The 16,927-nt window shown below is 42.9% G+C and carries 18 protein-coding genes; 10 read left to right on the top strand and 8 right to left on the bottom strand.

Annotated features, from left to right (window positions below):
- Nucleotides 1–126: 126 nt before the first annotated feature.
- The 4 genes from KUG63_RS11315 to KUG63_RS11300 all read right to left on the bottom strand — a co-directional run bounded on the left by KUG63_RS11315 (nt 127) and on the right by KUG63_RS11300 (nt 4,301).
- Nucleotides 127–387: an oxidative damage protection protein gene (locus KUG63_RS11315; RefSeq protein ID WP_015004898.1), complete on the bottom strand. Its 261-nt coding sequence runs from the start codon at nt 385–387 to the stop codon at nt 127–129.
- A 13-nt stretch (nt 388–400) separates the two neighbouring features.
- A complete protein-coding gene (gene mutY, locus KUG63_RS11310) occupies nt 401–1,450 on the bottom strand; it encodes an A/G-specific adenine glycosylase (RefSeq protein WP_020931799.1) in 1,050 nt (349 codons plus the stop codon).
- Nucleotides 1,451–1,473: 23 nt separating this feature from the next.
- A complete protein-coding gene (locus tag KUG63_RS11305) occupies nt 1,474–3,369 on the bottom strand; it encodes an AsmA family protein (protein WP_073024118.1) in 1,896 nt (631 codons plus the stop codon).
- Nucleotides 3,370–3,455: 86 nt separating this feature from the next.
- Nucleotides 3,456–4,301 carry an HDOD domain-containing protein gene (locus KUG63_RS11300; RefSeq protein WP_258954350.1) on the bottom strand — a complete coding sequence of 282 codons (846 nt, stop codon included), beginning with the start codon at nt 4,299–4,301 and terminating at the stop codon, nt 3,456–3,458.
- Between the two features lie 144 nt (nt 4,302–4,445).
- Between KUG63_RS11300 and KUG63_RS11295 the strand changes: the two genes are divergently transcribed.
- The 3 genes from KUG63_RS11295 to trmB are packed head-to-tail and all read left to right on the top strand — an operon-like array spanning nt 4,446 to nt 7,228.
- Nucleotides 4,446–5,525, top strand: coding sequence for a 3-deoxy-7-phosphoheptulonate synthase (locus KUG63_RS11295; RefSeq protein WP_020931796.1), 1,080 nt, complete (start codon nt 4,446–4,448; stop codon nt 5,523–5,525).
- A gap of 16 nt (nt 5,526–5,541) precedes the next feature.
- The gene (gene thiS / locus KUG63_RS11290; RefSeq protein ID WP_287555395.1) at nt 5,542–6,516 is read left to right on the top strand and encodes a sulfur carrier protein ThiS; all 975 of its coding nucleotides are present in this window, start codon (nt 5,542–5,544) and stop codon (nt 6,514–6,516) included.
- A 13-nt stretch (nt 6,517–6,529) separates the two neighbouring features.
- Complete coding sequence (gene trmB, locus KUG63_RS11285) at nt 6,530–7,228, top strand: tRNA (guanosine(46)-N7)-methyltransferase TrmB (RefSeq protein ID WP_073024122.1); 699 nt, start codon at nt 6,530–6,532, stop codon at nt 7,226–7,228.
- Here the strand turns inward: trmB and KUG63_RS11280 are convergent.
- The 4 genes from KUG63_RS11280 to KUG63_RS11265 all read right to left on the bottom strand — a co-directional run bounded on the left by KUG63_RS11280 (nt 7,221) and on the right by KUG63_RS11265 (nt 11,491).
- Nucleotides 7,221–9,152 carry a dynamin family protein gene (locus tag KUG63_RS11280; protein ID WP_287555393.1) on the bottom strand — a complete coding sequence of 644 codons (1,932 nt, stop codon included), beginning with the start codon at nt 9,150–9,152 and terminating at the stop codon, nt 7,221–7,223. The genes trmB and KUG63_RS11280 overlap by 8 nt on opposite strands.
- A gap of 234 nt (nt 9,153–9,386) precedes the next feature.
- Nucleotides 9,387–9,941, bottom strand: a complete 555-nt coding sequence (locus KUG63_RS11275; RefSeq protein ID WP_287555391.1) for a YggT family protein — start codon at nt 9,939–9,941, stop codon at nt 9,387–9,389.
- Nucleotides 9,941–10,768, bottom strand: a complete 828-nt coding sequence (gene proC, locus KUG63_RS11270) for a pyrroline-5-carboxylate reductase (RefSeq protein WP_073024126.1) — start codon at nt 10,766–10,768, stop codon at nt 9,941–9,943. The genes KUG63_RS11275 and proC overlap by 1 nt, the downstream gene beginning before the upstream one ends.
- Nucleotides 10,769–10,801: 33 nt before the next feature.
- Nucleotides 10,802–11,491: a YggS family pyridoxal phosphate-dependent enzyme gene (locus tag KUG63_RS11265; RefSeq protein WP_020931790.1), complete on the bottom strand. Its 690-nt coding sequence runs from the start codon at nt 11,489–11,491 to the stop codon at nt 10,802–10,804.
- A 124-nt stretch (nt 11,492–11,615) separates the two neighbouring features.
- On the opposite strand from KUG63_RS11265, the gene KUG63_RS11260 reads away from it, so the two are divergent.
- From KUG63_RS11260 to KUG63_RS11230, 7 genes are all read left to right on the top strand, one after another.
- Nucleotides 11,616–12,653 (top strand): type IV pilus twitching motility protein PilT, encoded by a 1,038-nt coding sequence (locus KUG63_RS11260; RefSeq protein ID WP_020931789.1) that lies wholly within the window; start codon nt 11,616–11,618, stop codon nt 12,651–12,653.
- Nucleotides 12,654–12,682: 29 nt separating this feature from the next.
- Entirely contained in the window at nt 12,683–13,795 is a 1,113-nt protein-coding gene (locus KUG63_RS11255) for a PilT/PilU family type 4a pilus ATPase (protein ID WP_020931788.1), read from the top strand.
- Nucleotides 13,796–13,875: 80 nt separating this feature from the next.
- Nucleotides 13,876–14,454 carry a GspH/FimT family pseudopilin gene (locus KUG63_RS11250; protein ID WP_287555389.1) on the top strand — a complete coding sequence of 193 codons (579 nt, stop codon included), beginning with the start codon at nt 13,876–13,878 and terminating at the stop codon, nt 14,452–14,454.
- Nucleotides 14,445–14,885 carry a type IV pilus modification protein PilV gene (gene pilV / locus KUG63_RS11245; protein ID WP_020931786.1) on the top strand — a complete coding sequence of 147 codons (441 nt, stop codon included), beginning with the start codon at nt 14,445–14,447 and terminating at the stop codon, nt 14,883–14,885. The genes KUG63_RS11250 and pilV overlap by 10 nt, the downstream gene beginning before the upstream one ends.
- Nucleotides 14,882–15,964, top strand: coding sequence for a PilW family protein (locus tag KUG63_RS11240; RefSeq protein ID WP_020931785.1), 1,083 nt, complete (start codon nt 14,882–14,884; stop codon nt 15,962–15,964). Before pilV ends, KUG63_RS11240 begins: the two co-directional genes overlap by 4 nt.
- Nucleotides 15,965–15,966: 2 nt before the next feature.
- Entirely contained in the window at nt 15,967–16,491 is a 525-nt protein-coding gene (locus tag KUG63_RS11235; protein WP_041932847.1) for a PilX N-terminal domain-containing pilus assembly protein, read from the top strand.
- Nucleotides 16,492–16,512: 21 nt separating this feature from the next.
- A partial coding sequence (locus KUG63_RS11230; RefSeq protein ID WP_287555386.1) for a hypothetical protein occupies nt 16,513–16,927 on the top strand: 415 nt, incomplete at its 3' end.

Here is a 16,927-nt window from a genome sequence, read left to right as displayed (position 1 = left end):
TCGAACCATCGACACGAGGATTTTCAGTCCACTGCTCTACCGACTGAGCTATCTGGGCATCTAAGATGTGGTCGCGTATTAAACAGCGGCAGGCAACTTTAGTCAAGAAAGATGTTAGAAATGACCTTATTTATCGACCGGAACGTACCCTTCTGGTGCTTGAGCGTCATCACTAAATAAAAATTTCTCCATTTCTGCCTTTAATAAAGCACGCGCTTCAGGCTCAAAAGGCGTTAGTCTATTTTCGTTAATAAGCATCGTTTGTTGCGCTAGCCACATCTGCCAGGCTTCTTTTGAGATATTTTGTACGATTTTTTCACCAAGCTCACCCGGAAAAGGCGGCTTTTCTAGCGCATCGGCTTCGCGTTTTAATTTTTGGCAGTACATAGTATTAACCTTCTTATGATTCATTCGTTAGCTGGGAAATTAATTCACTCACCGGCTTTGGGAGACCTATTTTCACACGGCTGTTTATTTCATACCAGCTAGATCTATTATCTTCTGCAACTTTCGAGCTAACCGCTGGCGTCGAGCAAACAATAGGCGTGTAATCCAAATGATAATGAGAAAATGTATGACGTTTTTCCGCTATTGTTTTCGCCCCAGTTATGTCAGTGTCATTTTTTTCACACCACTCAACCAGTTGGTCATACGTTTCAAATTCTGGAAAAGCCCATAGTCCACCCCATAATCCTGTTGGCGGTCGTTGATTGAGTAAAACCGTCTGAGCATTTTTAAAGACTAACCAGTACCGCTTTTTAACCGGCAAACTCATTCGTTTTTTTGGTGTCGGTAATTCTGAAACTAAGTTTTTCTTTAGTGCCAAACAGTCGTCCTTTAATGGGCACTGCGGGCAGTCGGGGTTTGAACGCTTACAAACCGTTGCGCCCAAATCCATCATGGCCTGATTATAGTTACCAGCCTTATGCTTAGGTGTTAACTGCTCTGAAATAGCCCATAGACGCTTTAAAATGGCACTATTCCCAGACCAGCCCTGTATCGCAAAAAAACGACAGAGCACGCGTTTCACATTGCCATCAAGTATCGCTTCTGACTGCCCCATTGATAAGCTTGCTATCGCCCCAGCCGTAGAGCGCCCGATACCCGGCAACTCAACAAGCTCAGCGAGCGTTTGAGGAAAACGCCCCCCATACTGATTAGCAATGATGCCTGCTGTTTTGTGAAGGTTTCTTGCCCGTGCATAATACCCAAGACCTGACCAATAATGCAGCACATCATCTAATGGCGCTTTTGCTAACGCTTCAACGCTTGGGAAGTGCTGAATAAATCGCTCAAAATACGGTATAACCGTTGTTACCTGAGTTTGTTGCAACATGATCTCAGACAACCAAACACGGTAGGGCTCTGGCGGTAATTGCCAAGGCAAACTCTTTCTGCCGTGCAACTCAAACCAACTAAAAACAAGGGCCTGAAAATATTCAGGCCCCACGGACAGCTGCTGAGGTTGCTTTATTAAAATAGGCTTTTTAATAAGTCACCCGCTGGGCCTTTTAATTTCTCGCCAATTTTCTCATCGAGCTTTTCTTTTAGCTCTGTTTTCTTTTCTTCAATTTTTTCTTTTTGCGTCTCGAGTACGATCGCTTTGGTGTCAACCTTAATACTTGGTTTTGCAAATGTTCCAGACACATTCACGGGAATTAACATGTTTTTAAGGTCTTCAGCATCGGCTTGCTCGGCCTCACTAAGTGCCTTTGTCCGCTGTAATGTTAGTCGATAATCCAACACCTCACTGACTAAATTTGCTGTCCCTGCCCCTTTGATATTAATCAAGGGTGAGGCCATCAAGAGGTCTTGGTTGTTAACCAAGCCATTAGTTATTTGCGCAGTACCAGACATATTTGCAAAGGCTGTTTCACCCGTGCCTTGAGCTGCCAGCGCAGATACATCACCTTTCAGCACAGCCTCACCTTGTTTAATTAATGCAGCAACATCAATGCCTTTTACCGTGCCGTCTTCGAAACTAAACTGCGCAGTACCATTTAATGCCGACTTAAACGCAGCAACCGTATTCCCGCGCGTGGTTAACGCTGCTTTAATATTGGCCACGCCAGACACCTTAGACTCTCCCATCAGGTCTACCATCAACGGTTCAATATCAACCCCCGTTACCTGTTCTTTAACGCTAATACGTGGTGTATTTTGGCGCGCATCAACTGTTGTTTTACCCTCATAACTACCGTTATAAAACTTTTTGACACTCTGCTGTGAATTTAAAACACCATTTTTAGCGACAACTTTTACACTCGCCTCCTGTGCCGTTAAACCATTAACAATGAGCGATTGCACTGCAAACAAACCATTGATATTTAAATCACGGACTGTTTGAACAGGAATTAACGCAACTGCTGCTGGCGGAGGAACAGAGGCGCTATTACCCGCGCTGCTTTGGCTCCCCTCTGTGGCTTTTTTTGGCAGATAACGATCAATATTTATTGTATCTACCGCTAAATCAAAAGTGACCGCTGGCTTATCAAAATTATTAACAGATGCCTTACCCGATAACGTTGAATCATCGAATTTAATCGTCATAGGATCTAGCGTTAAGCTCCCCGATTTTGCTAAGTCAGCCACCAAGTGAGTGGCTATATCAACTTTCATTGCACCATTTGGAACAGGTTCTCCGGCCGCATCAATTGCTAACGCTAAGTCTTGAAAATCAAATTCATTTAACCCTTCGTTAATCACCACATCACCATCAAGCTTCAAACGTATTGTCGCTTTTGGTTTACTACTTTCTACGGTAAAGGCTAACTCAACACCCATTGGCGACCCTATAGATAACGCATCTGTACTCAAGCCTAAATCAGTCAGGTTGTAGCTTTCACCCTTGCTGGCATCATCCCATGATATGTTTGCATCAACAATTTGCACACCACCAATTGCTATCGCACCTAAGGCAGCCCCTGATGCTTGATCAGCATTCGTATCGCTTGGTTTTTTATCGCCCTCAGCCGATGACTGGATCATATCTTCCCAGTTAGTTTTGCCGCGTTTATCCTTTGCTAGGTTTAACCGCATGCCTTTTAGAACAACTGTGCTCACTTCTACCTGCTTACTTAACAACGGTAGCAGCTTAACTTTAACGTTTGCCTCTTGAATCTCTGCAAAGTATTCGGCGTTAAAACCTGTTGCATTGCTTAAACTCACCTCGTTAATACCCACGCCCACCCAAGGAAAAATAGATAAATTAAGGTCACCATTGATGGACAAATCACGGCCGGTCTTATCTTTAACAACCGCCTGAATCTCTTCTCGGTAAGCATTTGGGTCAATCAGCATTGGCGCAACTATAATAGTCACAACCAATAAAAATACTAAACCACCCAAAATTTTAAATAATGTTCTCATAACTTTTACTCCCCCTTGAGTATTCGTTTTATATCCTTAGATGATATCAGCCTTTTACTTAAGGCTGCATGAATGACCGGTTTAAGTTAAGCGGCTAACAAACGCTCTATTTCAGCCAATTCATTTTTTGAATCAATGAGTATTTGCAATGTGTTATCGGGGCCAAGCTCCCCTAATTTCAATTTTTGAAAAGCAGGGATTTTAAGTAACGGCGGGCACATCATAAACTCGGGCGTTCCAATTGTTGCATGCACACGTGCAATCAACACCAACTCTGCCAAACCAACCTGTTCATTATCTAACTGCCAATTTTTCCGGCTTTCTACAACGTCCAGCATTTCGTCTAAGCCCCATTTCTTAATGATCAGCGCGCCGACCCTAGGTGCCAATACATCAATACATCTTGTTCTGTTCAGATCGTTTTGCAAGATGTCTGGGTACGCTTCCAGTGTCGCTAAAATAGAGGGCACACCAATATCTTGAAAGAGGCCAGCTAGCATTGCATCGCCCGATGCCAATCCTTGAGCTTTACCCGCTAAAAAATAAGATATCACTGCAACCTTAGTAGAAAACCGATATGCCTCTTTTATATACCCTTCAATTTGCTTATTTGACGAATGAAAAACAGATTTTGACAAAAAACTAAGTGATAGATGATAGGTTTCACGCAAACCCATTCGGGCAACTGCCTGCTCAACCCCTGTAGGAGGCACTCGGGTCAAGTACCTTAAACTACGCGAAGTTTTAATAATAAACCCAGATAAGCCCATATCACTTTCGATAATCTTCGCAAACATCTTAACGTTACCATTAGGGTGGTTTAACGCCGATAAAATTTTCAGGCCAACATCTGGTATTGCGGGTAATAAAGACTTATTCGCAAGAATTTTTTCAAAAACCTCATCGTATTCTCCATATTCCTCTTCCATCATTAAGTTTCCCTGTTAATTTGAAAGTATTTAATCTATTTTTGGTCAAGGGGCAGGCAAAATCAACCGATTAGATGTATTATTTCCAGTCTTTTATTAATTTGCTGGTTTAGGCTATCACTAGCATCAGCATGGAACGGACTGATCATGAACTCAATTCAAACAGACGACACAAGAATTCTTGGTATGCAGGAAATTATTTCTCCTGAACAATTACACAAAGATTTGCCCATTACAGATACGGCTGCGGAAACTACTGCCTCAACTCGGAAAGCTATTCATAAAGTATTGCATGGCGAAGATGACCGTTTACTGGTCGTTATTGGCCCTTGCTCAATTCATGATACTACGGCAGCGCTCGGCTACGCTGCTCATTTAAAACCTTACATTAATAGCTTATCTGACGATCTGATCATCGTGATGCGAGTATATTTTGAAAAACCACGTACCACTGTTGGTTGGAAGGGGCTTATTAATGACCCAAACCTTGATAATAGTTTTGACATTAACAAAGGTGTTCATCTTGCACGGGAATTACTACTAAATCTCAACTCTCAAGGTATTGCTGCCGCGACAGAATATTTAGACTTAATCACACCTCAATATGTGTCCGACCTGATTGCTTGGGGCGCTATCGGTGCGAGAACCACAGAAAGCCAAACGCATCGCGAGTTATCATCCGGCCTCTCCTGCCCAGTCGGCTTTAAAAATGGCACTGATGGCACTGTTAAAGTAGCGATTGATGCAATTGGAGCAGCCATTCGCCCACATCACTTTTTATCGGTTACCAAAAAAGGCCAGTCGGCCATTTTTCAAACCGCTGGCAACGACGACTGTCACTTAATTTTACGCGGTGGCAAAACGCCGAATTATGATGCCGACAGTGTTGATGCTGCCGCTAAAGAACTTGCGAAAGCCGGCGTTAACCTACACATGATGATTGACTTTAGCCATGCCAATAGCAACAAACAACACGAGCGCCAAATGCTCGTAGGTAAGGATGTGGCGAAACAAATAGCCGGTGGTGACATGCGTATTAGCGGCGTTATGATTGAAAGCCACTTAGTCGCTGGCCGCCAGGATCAAGTTGACGGCCAAGAACTTGTTTATGGTCAAAGTATTACCGATGCTTGCATTGACTGGGATAGCAGCGTGCAGTTGCTAGAAGAATTAGCGGCCGCTGTGCGCTCAAGGCGCAAAAGCAAACTAGATAGTGCAAACGATTAATCATTGATAACTGCTGATGAAAATTCAACTTAATGGCGAAAATTTTAGCTGTGACGATAAAACAACTTTGGAGCAACTGATCAAACAAATGGGCCTGTTCGGAAAGCGTATTGCTATTGAACTGAATGAAGAAATAAAGCCCTCCGACCAGTTTAATACTATTCAACTTAAAGAAGGAGATACTGTGGAAGTCGTACAAGCCATTGGTGGCGGTCAACCCGATGACCTTGTTGTTGCCGGCCAATCTTTTTCCTCTAGATTACTAGTGGGCACGGGCAAATATAAAGATATGGCAGAAACCCAAACGGCTATCGAAATGAGCGGCGCTGAGATCGTCACGGTAGCCATTCGCCGAACGAATATTGGCCAAAACCCTGGCGAGCCTAATTTGCTCGATGTTATTTCCCCTGATAAATACACTATTTTACCCAATACAGCCGGTTGCTATACCGCTAAAGATGCTCTTAGAACATGCCGCCTTGCACGAGAACTATTAGGTGGGCATAAACTGGTCAAATTAGAAGTATTAGGCGACGAAAAAACCCTATTTCCTGATATTACTTCCACCTTAGAATCTGCTGACATTCTCGTTAAGGAAGGTTTCGACGTAATGGTTTATACCAACGACGACCCTATTATTGCTAAACGGCTAGAGGAGATGGGCTGTGTAGCCGTTATGCCACTTGCCGCTCCAATCGGTTCAGGCTTGGGTATTCGTAACCCATACAATATTCTCACCATCATCGAAAATGCTAAGGTACCCATTATTGTTGATGCTGGCGTCGGTACCGCGTCTGATGCTGCAATTGGTATGGAATTGGGCTGCGATGGAATTCTCATGAACACAGCTATTGCCCACGCCAATAACCCTGTACTAATGGCATCGTCCATGAAAAAAGCCGTGCAGGCCGGGCGTGAAGCCTTCTTGGCTGGTCGTATGCCTCGCCGCCGATATGCGTCTGCCTCCTCACCGTTGGATGGTTTAATTTAACCGAGCTTTATTCATGAGCAACGAAACCAACCCCAACTTCTTGCGGCGCATTCGCAGTTTTGTAAAACGTGAAGGCCGCTTAACACCCGGACAAGACAGCGCCATTAAAACAGGCTGGCCATTATATGGCTTGGACCCGGCCGTTCTTATTGAGCCAGACTCGCTGTTTGGTAACAACCATCCTATAACACTAGAGATAGGCTTTGGTAATGGTGAAAGCCTAACCACCATGGCTGAGAATAACCCAGGCAGAAACTTTATCGGTATTGAAGTGCATCGGCCTGGTGTTGGGCATTTATTGCGTATCGTTTTAGAGAAGAAGCTGACTAATATTCGTCTTTTTGATACCGATGCTATTGAGGTACTTCAGCACGCTATTCCTGACCATAGCCTCAACTGCGTACAACTGTTTTTCCCGGACCCTTGGCACAAAAAAAGGCATCATAAACGCCGTATTGTTCAAACAGGTTTTTTAAACCTTATTCACTCTAAACTGGAAACTGGTGGGTCCTTTCATGCTGCAACAGACTGGAAAAACTATGCCGAACACATGATGGAGACGTTAAACGCTCATCCAGGGTTTATTAATTCAACTGAGCCAAATTATGCCGAACGCCCAGACTCTCGGCCATTAACTAAATTTGAAAACCGAGGTTTACGTTTAGGCCATGCCGTATGGGATATGATTTTTATCACTAAGACTATTAAATAACCTCCTCACTCACACATTTTCGTTCACCTAAAGTCATTGTCGGCACTTTAATCTTCTCCATCATTTGTTGAAGCTGCTCTAGTCGTTCCAATAACTCAGCCTCCAATACTTTATTGTTGGCAATTTTTTCGTCCAGTTTATTTTTACCTGCAGATACATCTCTCAGACTCTCTAATTTGCTATCCATCATCTTTTTTTGCTCACTCACCTCTCGAATCAAACTAGCAAAAGCCATCGATTTCCAACGATTAATATCAGTTTGCGCTTGTTCAAAAATGGACATTGCCTGCGATCCAATCGTGTCAACAAATCGTTTCGTTAATGCATTTTGTTCTGTTAGTGCAACCGCCGAACTACTACTAAATTCTAAGCCATCTCGAAGCAGCTTATTTAATCGTAGTTGATAACCAGTGACATCAAACCTTTCAGCCTGCTCCGCATCAAGGTTATGCTCGTCTTTAAAGCGCTTATAAATCGCATCTAATAACTTAATACTTGCTTGTGTGGTGCTTAAGGTTTCCTTTAACAGTTCATGTAGTCCTTTAAAACTAGTTTGCATGCCTTGACGAATACCAACACTGGTCCAGCTCTTACTCATTTGCTCACGACCTTCTTCAATTAAATATGACACTCGCCGAGTGTTCACCACCTCCAATAAATCAGCTATTTGCGTATAAAAAATATGCTGACTGGTTTGCAAATGCGTTAGGTTTTGCTTGTATACAGTTTGTTCTTTGCGGGTTTCCAATAATAATTCAGCCGTTGCTGCCTCGCTCTTACTGTAAAACCCGTTCAGCTCACTTGTAAGGCTCACGACATGCTGCAACCGGCTCGTGATGGCATTGTCTGCTATTCTCATACTTTCTACGACATCATCAATCACTTTGTGCTGAAGAATCTCTTTTTGTGAACTAAGTATTCTATCTGACAGGAAATTTTCCAAACCTGTTAAACGGCTTGAGGATATCATTTGTTCATTTTTTTTAATGTTACCGATCAACGCTTGCTTGGCCGATAATGGAAAGATAGCTTGCTCATCTAAATTTAATAACCGTGCTGTTTCCAATGTTTGTTTATGAATCGACTCAGCCCACTCTTTATCACTCATCAATTCGTCATTCATCGTATCAATTTTATTCAATACAACAGCTAAGCTATGTGGGTGTTTACGTCTATACCCTTGAAGATGTTGTTTCCACATTGCCATATCGCTTTGCGTCACACCGGTATCTGCCGCTAATACAAAAATCATTGCTTGAGCATTTGGTAACATACTTAAAGTTAATTCCGGCTCGCTACCCAGTGCATTGAGGCCCGGCGTATCTAACACTGTTAAACCTTTTTCTAACAACGGGTGTGGAAAACTCACTAGAGCATGACGCCACATAGGAATTGTCACGTCACCTTCAATATCTTCGCTCACCAACCCCAGCTCTTTCGCACGTCTCGCTGGCACCGTCTTTGTCTTTAATAACTGTAAAAAACTATCTTGCATTTTTTCGGGCGAGTCGCAATCAAGTGCAAAATGCGCCCAGTGTTTTGGGTCTTTTTTATAGTCTTCTATCGATATATCACTAACACGCGTTTCAATATCTAACAACCTAAGGTAAGGTGCCTCTTGGGGGTCATAAAACAGCTCCGTCGGGCACATCGTTGTCCGGCCTGGGCTTGATGGTAATAAACGTATCCCCGCAGACGAGAAAAATAATGCATTAATTAACTCTGTTTTACCTCGCGAGAATTCAGCCGCAAAAGCGATAGTAATCGTGTCTTTTTCTATCAAACGTAAATTTTTAATCAACATCAACTCTGTCTCTGTATCCGTAAGACTCATTTCATCTAACCAATGCTGATAAACCTTTATAGAGTCAGTCATTGACTGCTTCCATAGGTCATAACTGCGAAGTTGTGCATCAAGGTTCATTTGTTAACCACCCTTTATTTAGCCGGCTTATTCCATAAAGCTTTCTTAAAAGTATAGATGATTATTTGAAAAGTTCTGACAGCACGATGGCTGCCGATACACACTAGGGCGTTTGCGCTAATAATATTTTATACCTTGAGGGAAAACTGCCAAGATAATCGATACATTAGCGGCAAGCACGTACCAACTCGGCAGTCGCACTAGCCGCGCGTATTCTCCCAAGTGCGTCCCTTGCTATATCAAAGCAAAAAGCGGTGGTAGTAGTAACATTTTTAATACCTGCAGCGCTAACAAGGCCGCTATCGGGCTAAAATCGATACCACCCATTGGTGGAATCAAGCGCTGGAAAGGCGTCAATACGGGCTCTGTTATTTTATATAACAAGCTGACCACCGGATTATGAGCACCCGGGTTTATCCAACTTAAAATAACGGTTGCGAAAATACTATAAATAAAAACATTAATAATGGTGCTAATAAGTTCTGTCAAACTCCAAATAAAAACCACCCAAACATTCGGTTGCCCTCTCATGGCTAAAAAACCTATTAGCATCTGCAAAACCAACATCAACACAATAGCCGATAGGTTAAGCCCTTTAACTGTAGGGAAAATCGGCTTTAGTACTTTCAGCGGTACCTGTGTTGCTTTAATAATAAAGCTCGACACCGGGTTTCTTGAGTCCGCATTCGTGTATTGCAGTAGCACCCTCAGTACTAACACAAAAATATACGCACCTACCAACGAATTTATAATCAGCATCAATGGGTTTGACAAATATCCTTCTGGCATCAGTTATTTCCCAATTCGTCAGATAACTCGATTGAGCGTTCTTTTGCTCCCAACAGCGCAGCCTGCAAAATATCCCTTAGCCCCTGCTCTTCCAAAATACCTATAGCACGCTCCGTTGTGCCTCCGGGTGAGGTCACGCGTTGACGCAATACACTTGCTGGCTCACTCGACTCTAGCGCCATTTTTGCCGCACCTAGAGCTGTTTCTTGTGTTAATAATTGCGCTGTTTTTTGGTTCAAACCCGCCTTTATTCCTGCCGCCTCCAACGCTTCCATGATCATAAAAAAGTAGGCTGGCCCACTACCTGACAAGGCTGTCACCGCATCCAGCTCATGCTCCTCTTCCACCCACACAGTCACTCCAACTGCACGTAACAGGGATTCCACCAAGTCTTTTTGGTTTTCCGTCACCTGAGCATTTGCATAAAGCCCTGTCGCCGCTGTTTTAAGCAGCGCTGGCGTATTAGGCATACAACGAACAATCGGTAAATGGCCGCCTAACCAACGATCAAGGGCCTCAACTCGGATACCGGCTGCAATAGATACCACAACAGGGGATTTATCCTGTATCGCCTGCCCTAAATCTTGTGCAACCGATTGCATATGTTGGGGTTTTATTGCTAATACCAAAACATCTGCTTTAGTGGCTAGCTCTTTGCTGTCTTGTAAGGTATTAACCCCAAATGTTTGGTTTAAATAGCTCAGTTTTTCACTATCTAGGTCAACAACGGTTAGCTTATCGGCTGGGTAACCATTACTAACAAGCCCACCAATTAAGCTGCTGGCCATATTGCCACCGCCAATAAATCCAATCTGTTTTGTATTCATACTCTCACTTAATCTTAAATTTTATAAACGCCATTAAACCGTATTTTTTAGTCTTTCGCCAAAAATAGCGGTGCCTACTCTCACCATTGTTGCTCCTTCTGCAACGGCCACCTGTAAATCGCCGCTCATTCCCATCGAAAGCGTATCCAAGCTAATATCAAATGTTTGCTCAATTTCTTTTTTTGCCTGTGCCATTTTCCTAAACGATGCGTGCTGCTCAGCTATCGGTTTATCTACTTTGGGAATAGCCATAAGCCCTCGTAACCGAACGTTTTCCAATGATAATATTGGTTCAATAACGTCTAACAACTCATCTAAATAAAAACCCGACTTGGTTTCTTCTTCATCAACATTCACTTGCAAACAAATATTAAGCGGTGGCAGATAAGCCGGTCGCTGCTGATTTAAACGAGTCGCTATTTTTAACCGGTCTACACTGTGTACCCAGCTAAAATAGCACGCAATGTCGCGAGTTTTATTTGACTGAATAGGCCCAATAAAGTGCCATGAAATATCTAAATGCGCCAGTACGTGTTGTTTTTTCAGCGCATCCTGTAAATAGTTTTCACCAAAATCACGCTGCCCTGCACAGTACAGCACCGCCACATCGCTTGCTGGACGTGTTTTACTAACTGCTAATAACTTAACAGGTGAAGAGCGTGTTTGCTCTAGATCTTCGATCAACGCTTGTTGTGCAAAGTATCGTTGTAATAAAGGAAGCATTATTTAAAATTCGTGCCTATACTTGGGGTACGTACTAGAATTTACATACGCTAATGATAGTGATATTTTCTAGTTATTTTATTATACAAATAACAGAGCTCTTTGGGGCAAACGGGTTTAACACATGGATATTTCAGATTTACTAACCTTTAGCACAAAAAATAACGCATCGGACTTACATCTTTCAGCCGGCTTACCACCAATGATTCGTGTTAATGGTGATATTCGTCGAATCAATATGCCTGAACTAGAGCATAAAGAAGTTCACTCGATGATTTACGATATCATGAACGATAAACAGCGACGTGATTATGAAGAGTTCCTAGAAGTTGATTTTTCATTTGAATTGCCTGGTACGGCCCGTTTTCGTGTTAATGCATTTAACCAGGATCGTGGAGCAGCTGCTGTATTTAGAACTATTCCCGTTGATATTCTTACCCTAGAAGACTTAAATTGCCCGCAATCTTTTAAGGAGATCATCAATGTTCCACGCGGTCTTGTGCTAGTAACCGGCCCAACTGGGTCAGGTAAATCCACCACGCTAGCAGCGTTGATGGATTATAAAAATGACAATGTATACGAACATATTCTCACCATTGAAGACCCTATCGAATTCGTTCATAAAAGCAAAAAGTGCCTTATTAATCAACGTGAAGTACACAAACATACCCATGGGTTCAGTGAAGCCCTAAGAGTTGCGCTACGTGAAGACCCTGACATTATTCTTGTAGGTGAAATGCGAGACCTTGAGACCATTCGACTTGCGTTAACCGCCGCAGAAACGGGGCACTTAGTTTTCGGTACACTACACACCAGCTCCGCCGCTAAAACCGTTGACCGGATTATTGATGTATTCCCAGAAGGCGAAAAGGGCATGGTGCGTTCCATGTTATCTGAATCACTTCGAGCTGTTATTGCCCAAACCTTGATGAAAAAAATTGGTGGTGGACGAATCGCCGCCTGGGAAATAATGACCGGCACCCCTGCCATACGTAATCTCATTAGAGAGGATAAAATTGCACAAATGTACTCCACAATACAAACCAGTCGTAAAGATGGTATGCAAACACTTGATCAACACTTAACTGAACTCGTTCAAGCTGGGATTGTCTCGAGACAAGACGCCCGCATGAAAGCCGCTGATAAAAGCACGTTCAATTAAATCCCCCCCCTACAGTAAGGAGATTAATCATGGATTTTGATGCCCTATTACAACTCGTTGTTCATAAAAAAGCATCTGACTTGTTTATTACAACTGGCTGGGCGCCCTCTTTGAAAATAAATGGCGAATTACAAGCCATTTCTAAAAGTCGATTAAGCAATTCTCAAACTCTTGAAATAGTCCTAAGCATAATGACCCCCGAACAAAAAGAAGAGTTTAAGACCACTAACGAATGTCAATTTGCGATTCAAAGACATGACATTGGTCGCTTTCGTGTGAGCGCGTTCACCCAAAGAAGCAGTGCGGGCATGGTATTACGACGAATTGAAAGTAAAATACCAACAGCAGAAGAACTGGGCATACCCCCTATATTAAATGAGCTAGCGATGACGAAACGCGGTCTCATTATTTTTGTTGGTGCAACAGGAACCGGCAAGTCCACATCATTAGCGGCCATGGTCGGCCACCGTAACAACAATAGCACCGGCCATATTATTACTATAGAAGACCCTATTGAATATTTACACTCTCATGCTGGCTGTGTCGTTACGCAACGGGAAGTAGGCATTGATACTGAATCCTATGAAGTAGCTTTAAAAAACACCCTAAGACAAGCGCCTGATGTGATTCTAATTGGTGAAATTCGAACACGAGAAACAATGGATCATGCTATCGCGTTTGCCGAAACGGGACATTTATGCTTATCAACCTTGCATGCAAACAATGCGAACCAAGCACTTGATCGCATTATTCATTTTTTCCCCGAAGAAGCACATAACCAATTATTCATGGATTTATCACTCAATCTCAAAGCTGTAATAGCTCAACAATTGATACCCACAATCGATGGCAAAGGCCGAAAAGCTGTTATTGAAATACTCATAAACACGCCTCTTGCCTCAGATTACATTAGAAAAGGCGAAATACATAAGCTAAAAGATTTAATGAAAAAATCAGTTGAACACGGAATGCAAACCTTTGATCAAGCATTATATGAATTGTATAAAAAAGGTGAGATTAGCTATGAAAATGCTCTGATGTATGCTGATTCACAAAATGAAGTAAGGCTGATGATTAAACTTGGCTCTGAAGCTTCTTCAGACTTTAATGACGAATCAATCCATTTAATAGATACGGAATAAACCTACCGTTTATCTGGTATAAAACACCTCTCATCTTTCAAATGCCCCTGTTTATGTGAAATTCTGCTAGGCTCAAAACCATGAAAATTCATCAACAGCATATTAGTTTAAAACCACCACAAGGTTTTACACTCATTGAGCTATTAACCACGCTTATTGTAGCTGGCATTCTCTTAGCAATTGCTGTGCCCGGCTATCAACAATTCATACGGAAAAACCATACCGTTACACAGACAAACAACCTTGTCGCTTCGCTTAATTTGGCTAGAAGCGAAGCTATAAAGCGGGGCATTCAAGTTACCATTCATCGCAAAGGTAGCACTAGTCAAGTTTGGGATGCTGGCTGGGATATTTTTACTGACATAAATGGGGACGGCATCCTAACAGACGATGCTGATGCTAATTTATGCGAAGCTGGCGAAGATTGCCTGCTAAAAACTTATAGCTCTCTTCCAAATGGCTATACACTCCGTACAGGCGCCAACTATGATGATTGGCTTGGTTATCTACCCAGCGGCCTATCAACAAGCTCAGGCGGGTTGGCTAATGACACATTTAGAGTATGCGCTGACAATGTTGACACAGCAAAGTCCAAATCCATACGTATCAGTGTTTCTGGCCGCCCTCGAACATCTACTGGAACCGCAACATGCCCGTAATAAAAAAAATAAGAACTCGCCAAAGCGGTTTTTCCTTAATAGAAGTAATGGTAGCAGTATTTGTATTGGCGATTGGTTTATTAGGCCTTGCAGGGTTACAAGTCACTAGCCTTAAAAGCAACCACAGTGCACAGTTACGCACAGAAGCTGTCATTCACGTATATGACATTATAGATCGTATGAGAGTTAATAAACTGGTTGCACAAGCAGGCGGCTATGATATTGCTCTCGCAACACCATCTCCAGTGTCTGCCTCTGTTGTCGATACAGACAGAGTCGCTTGGAAAGCTGCCATCGCAGCCTCTCTCCCTGGTGGGGCTGGCGCCATCGTTACCGCTACTGGTGTCACCACCATTACCATACAGTGGGATGATTCACGTGGTACAGGTGGTAGTAACACCCAACGTTTTTCAATAAGTACAGAGTTATGACACATACCAAAACACAAACAACACAGTACGGTATTACTCTTGTTGAGTTGATGGTCGCTATGGTTATTGGCCTGCTATTAGCTGCTGGCATCAGTCAGGTATTTGTTAGTTCTCAACAAACCTACCGAATAACAGAAGAACAATCAAGATTGCAAGAAAACGCCCGCTTCGCGCTGGAATTCATCACCAGAGACGTTCGTGAGGCAGGCTACACTGGTTGCAGGGCCATAGAAGAAATGAATGTGCAAACTGTTGCTAATGCACCTGTTCCGAACTACACAGAAAACAGTATCATCAATGGTAACGAAGCCACATCAGCTACCGTATGGGCCCCGGCATTAAATGCAAGCATTAGCGGTTCAGTCGTCGGTGGTACCGATACCATTACTATTCAAAAAGGTAGTAGTTGTGGAGCCACCTTGATTACTCCAATGACCATCTCCTCTGCAAATATAAAAGTTTCATCCCCTAATAGTTGCAACCTAACAGCAGGTGACGCATTAATGATATCTGATTGCCAAGATGCTCATATTTTTAGAGCTGGCACTGTTTCCAATGGTACCGGCTCACAAACAATTCCTCACCCAGCCAGTAATAACACTGGCACACACTTTTGCATTAACCAAGCAGGTATTGGTACAGGATCTTGTGGTACCGCTAACGCAAAATTATACGGGGCTGACTCTGAATTACTCCAATTTACCTCACTAACCTATTTTATACGCCAAGGTGCTGGCGGCCGAAATGCTCTATGGGTATTTGATAACACCGAGGCCGCTTCAGCACAAAACCCTATGGAATTAATAGAAGGCGTTGAAGATATGCAAGTAACTTATGGTGTAGACACAACAGGTGATGATATTGTCGATGCTTATCAAACGGCTAACACGGTTAATGCGGCTACAAACTGGATCAATGTGATCAGCGCTGAAATTAGTTTATTGGTTGAGACTCAGGACGACAACCTAACTACTGACAACATGACTTACACCTATAATGGCGCGACAGTTACCTCTGCAGATAATCGATTACGCCGAGTTTTTACAACCGTAATCGGCATTAGAAACCGAGTGCAATAAGTATGAATAATCATTTCAAACTCCATAACAAGCAAAGCGGCGCAGTATTATTTGTCAGCCTTATTATGTTATTAATAATGACTCTACTAGGCATTTCAGGCATGCAAACTACTGTTTTAGAAGAAAGAATGGCGGGGAATTTCAAGGATAGAAGCATGTCATTACAAGCAGGGGAATCTGCACTGCGTGAGGCAGAAGAATACCTGAGAACTACCGCTATATTACCACCGTTTACCGGCAGCTCATTAGGTCACTATCAGCCGACTGGCTCTGGGCCAGCACGTTGGGACGCAAGTGTTACCAATTGGTCTGATACCACTAACGATGTTATTGCGTACACCGGAACACTTAGTAATATAACAACACCACCTGCATACATCATTGAAGAAATGCCTGCCGTGCCTGAGTCTGGAAGTAGTTTAGAAGCTGGGGTGGCCGTTGATACTCGTTATTACCGTATCACGACTAGAGCACTTGGTGGCACTGATACCGCTGTAGTTATGTTACAAAGCACCTATAAACGCTAAATGGATTTGGGGGACACTCACATGTTAAAACTAATCATCCAAAGATTTATTTTCATTGCTTTTGCCGCCTTATATACAGCCGGTTCTGCATATGCAGCCATTGCTCAATCACCCTTATTTTTAACCACCTCGGTAGATCCGAATGTACTCTTTAATATGTCTGTTGAAACCCCAATGGGGGGGGCCGCTTATAATGATCAGCCTAATATATCAACAGGGTGTACTGGTCGGGTGAATGATGGTGGTACTGTAGGTATCTGTTATTCTCCTATTCAAGAATATCTTGGTTATTTTGACCCTAATAAATGCTACACCTATGGGTCTGGGCAATTTAACCCCGCTGGGCCAGTAAATAACACCAACCATGAATGTACCAGCAAATTTAGTGGTAACTTTATGAACTGGGCCACCATGACAGCCATGGATATGTTTGTCT

This window comes from Cycloclasticus sp. (assembly GCF_019090545.1).
GTDB lineage: Bacteria > Pseudomonadota > Gammaproteobacteria > Methylococcales > Cycloclasticaceae > Cycloclasticus > Cycloclasticus pugetii.
Note: the sequence above shows the minus strand (reverse complement) of the source record. Positions and strands in the feature narration are given on the sequence as shown.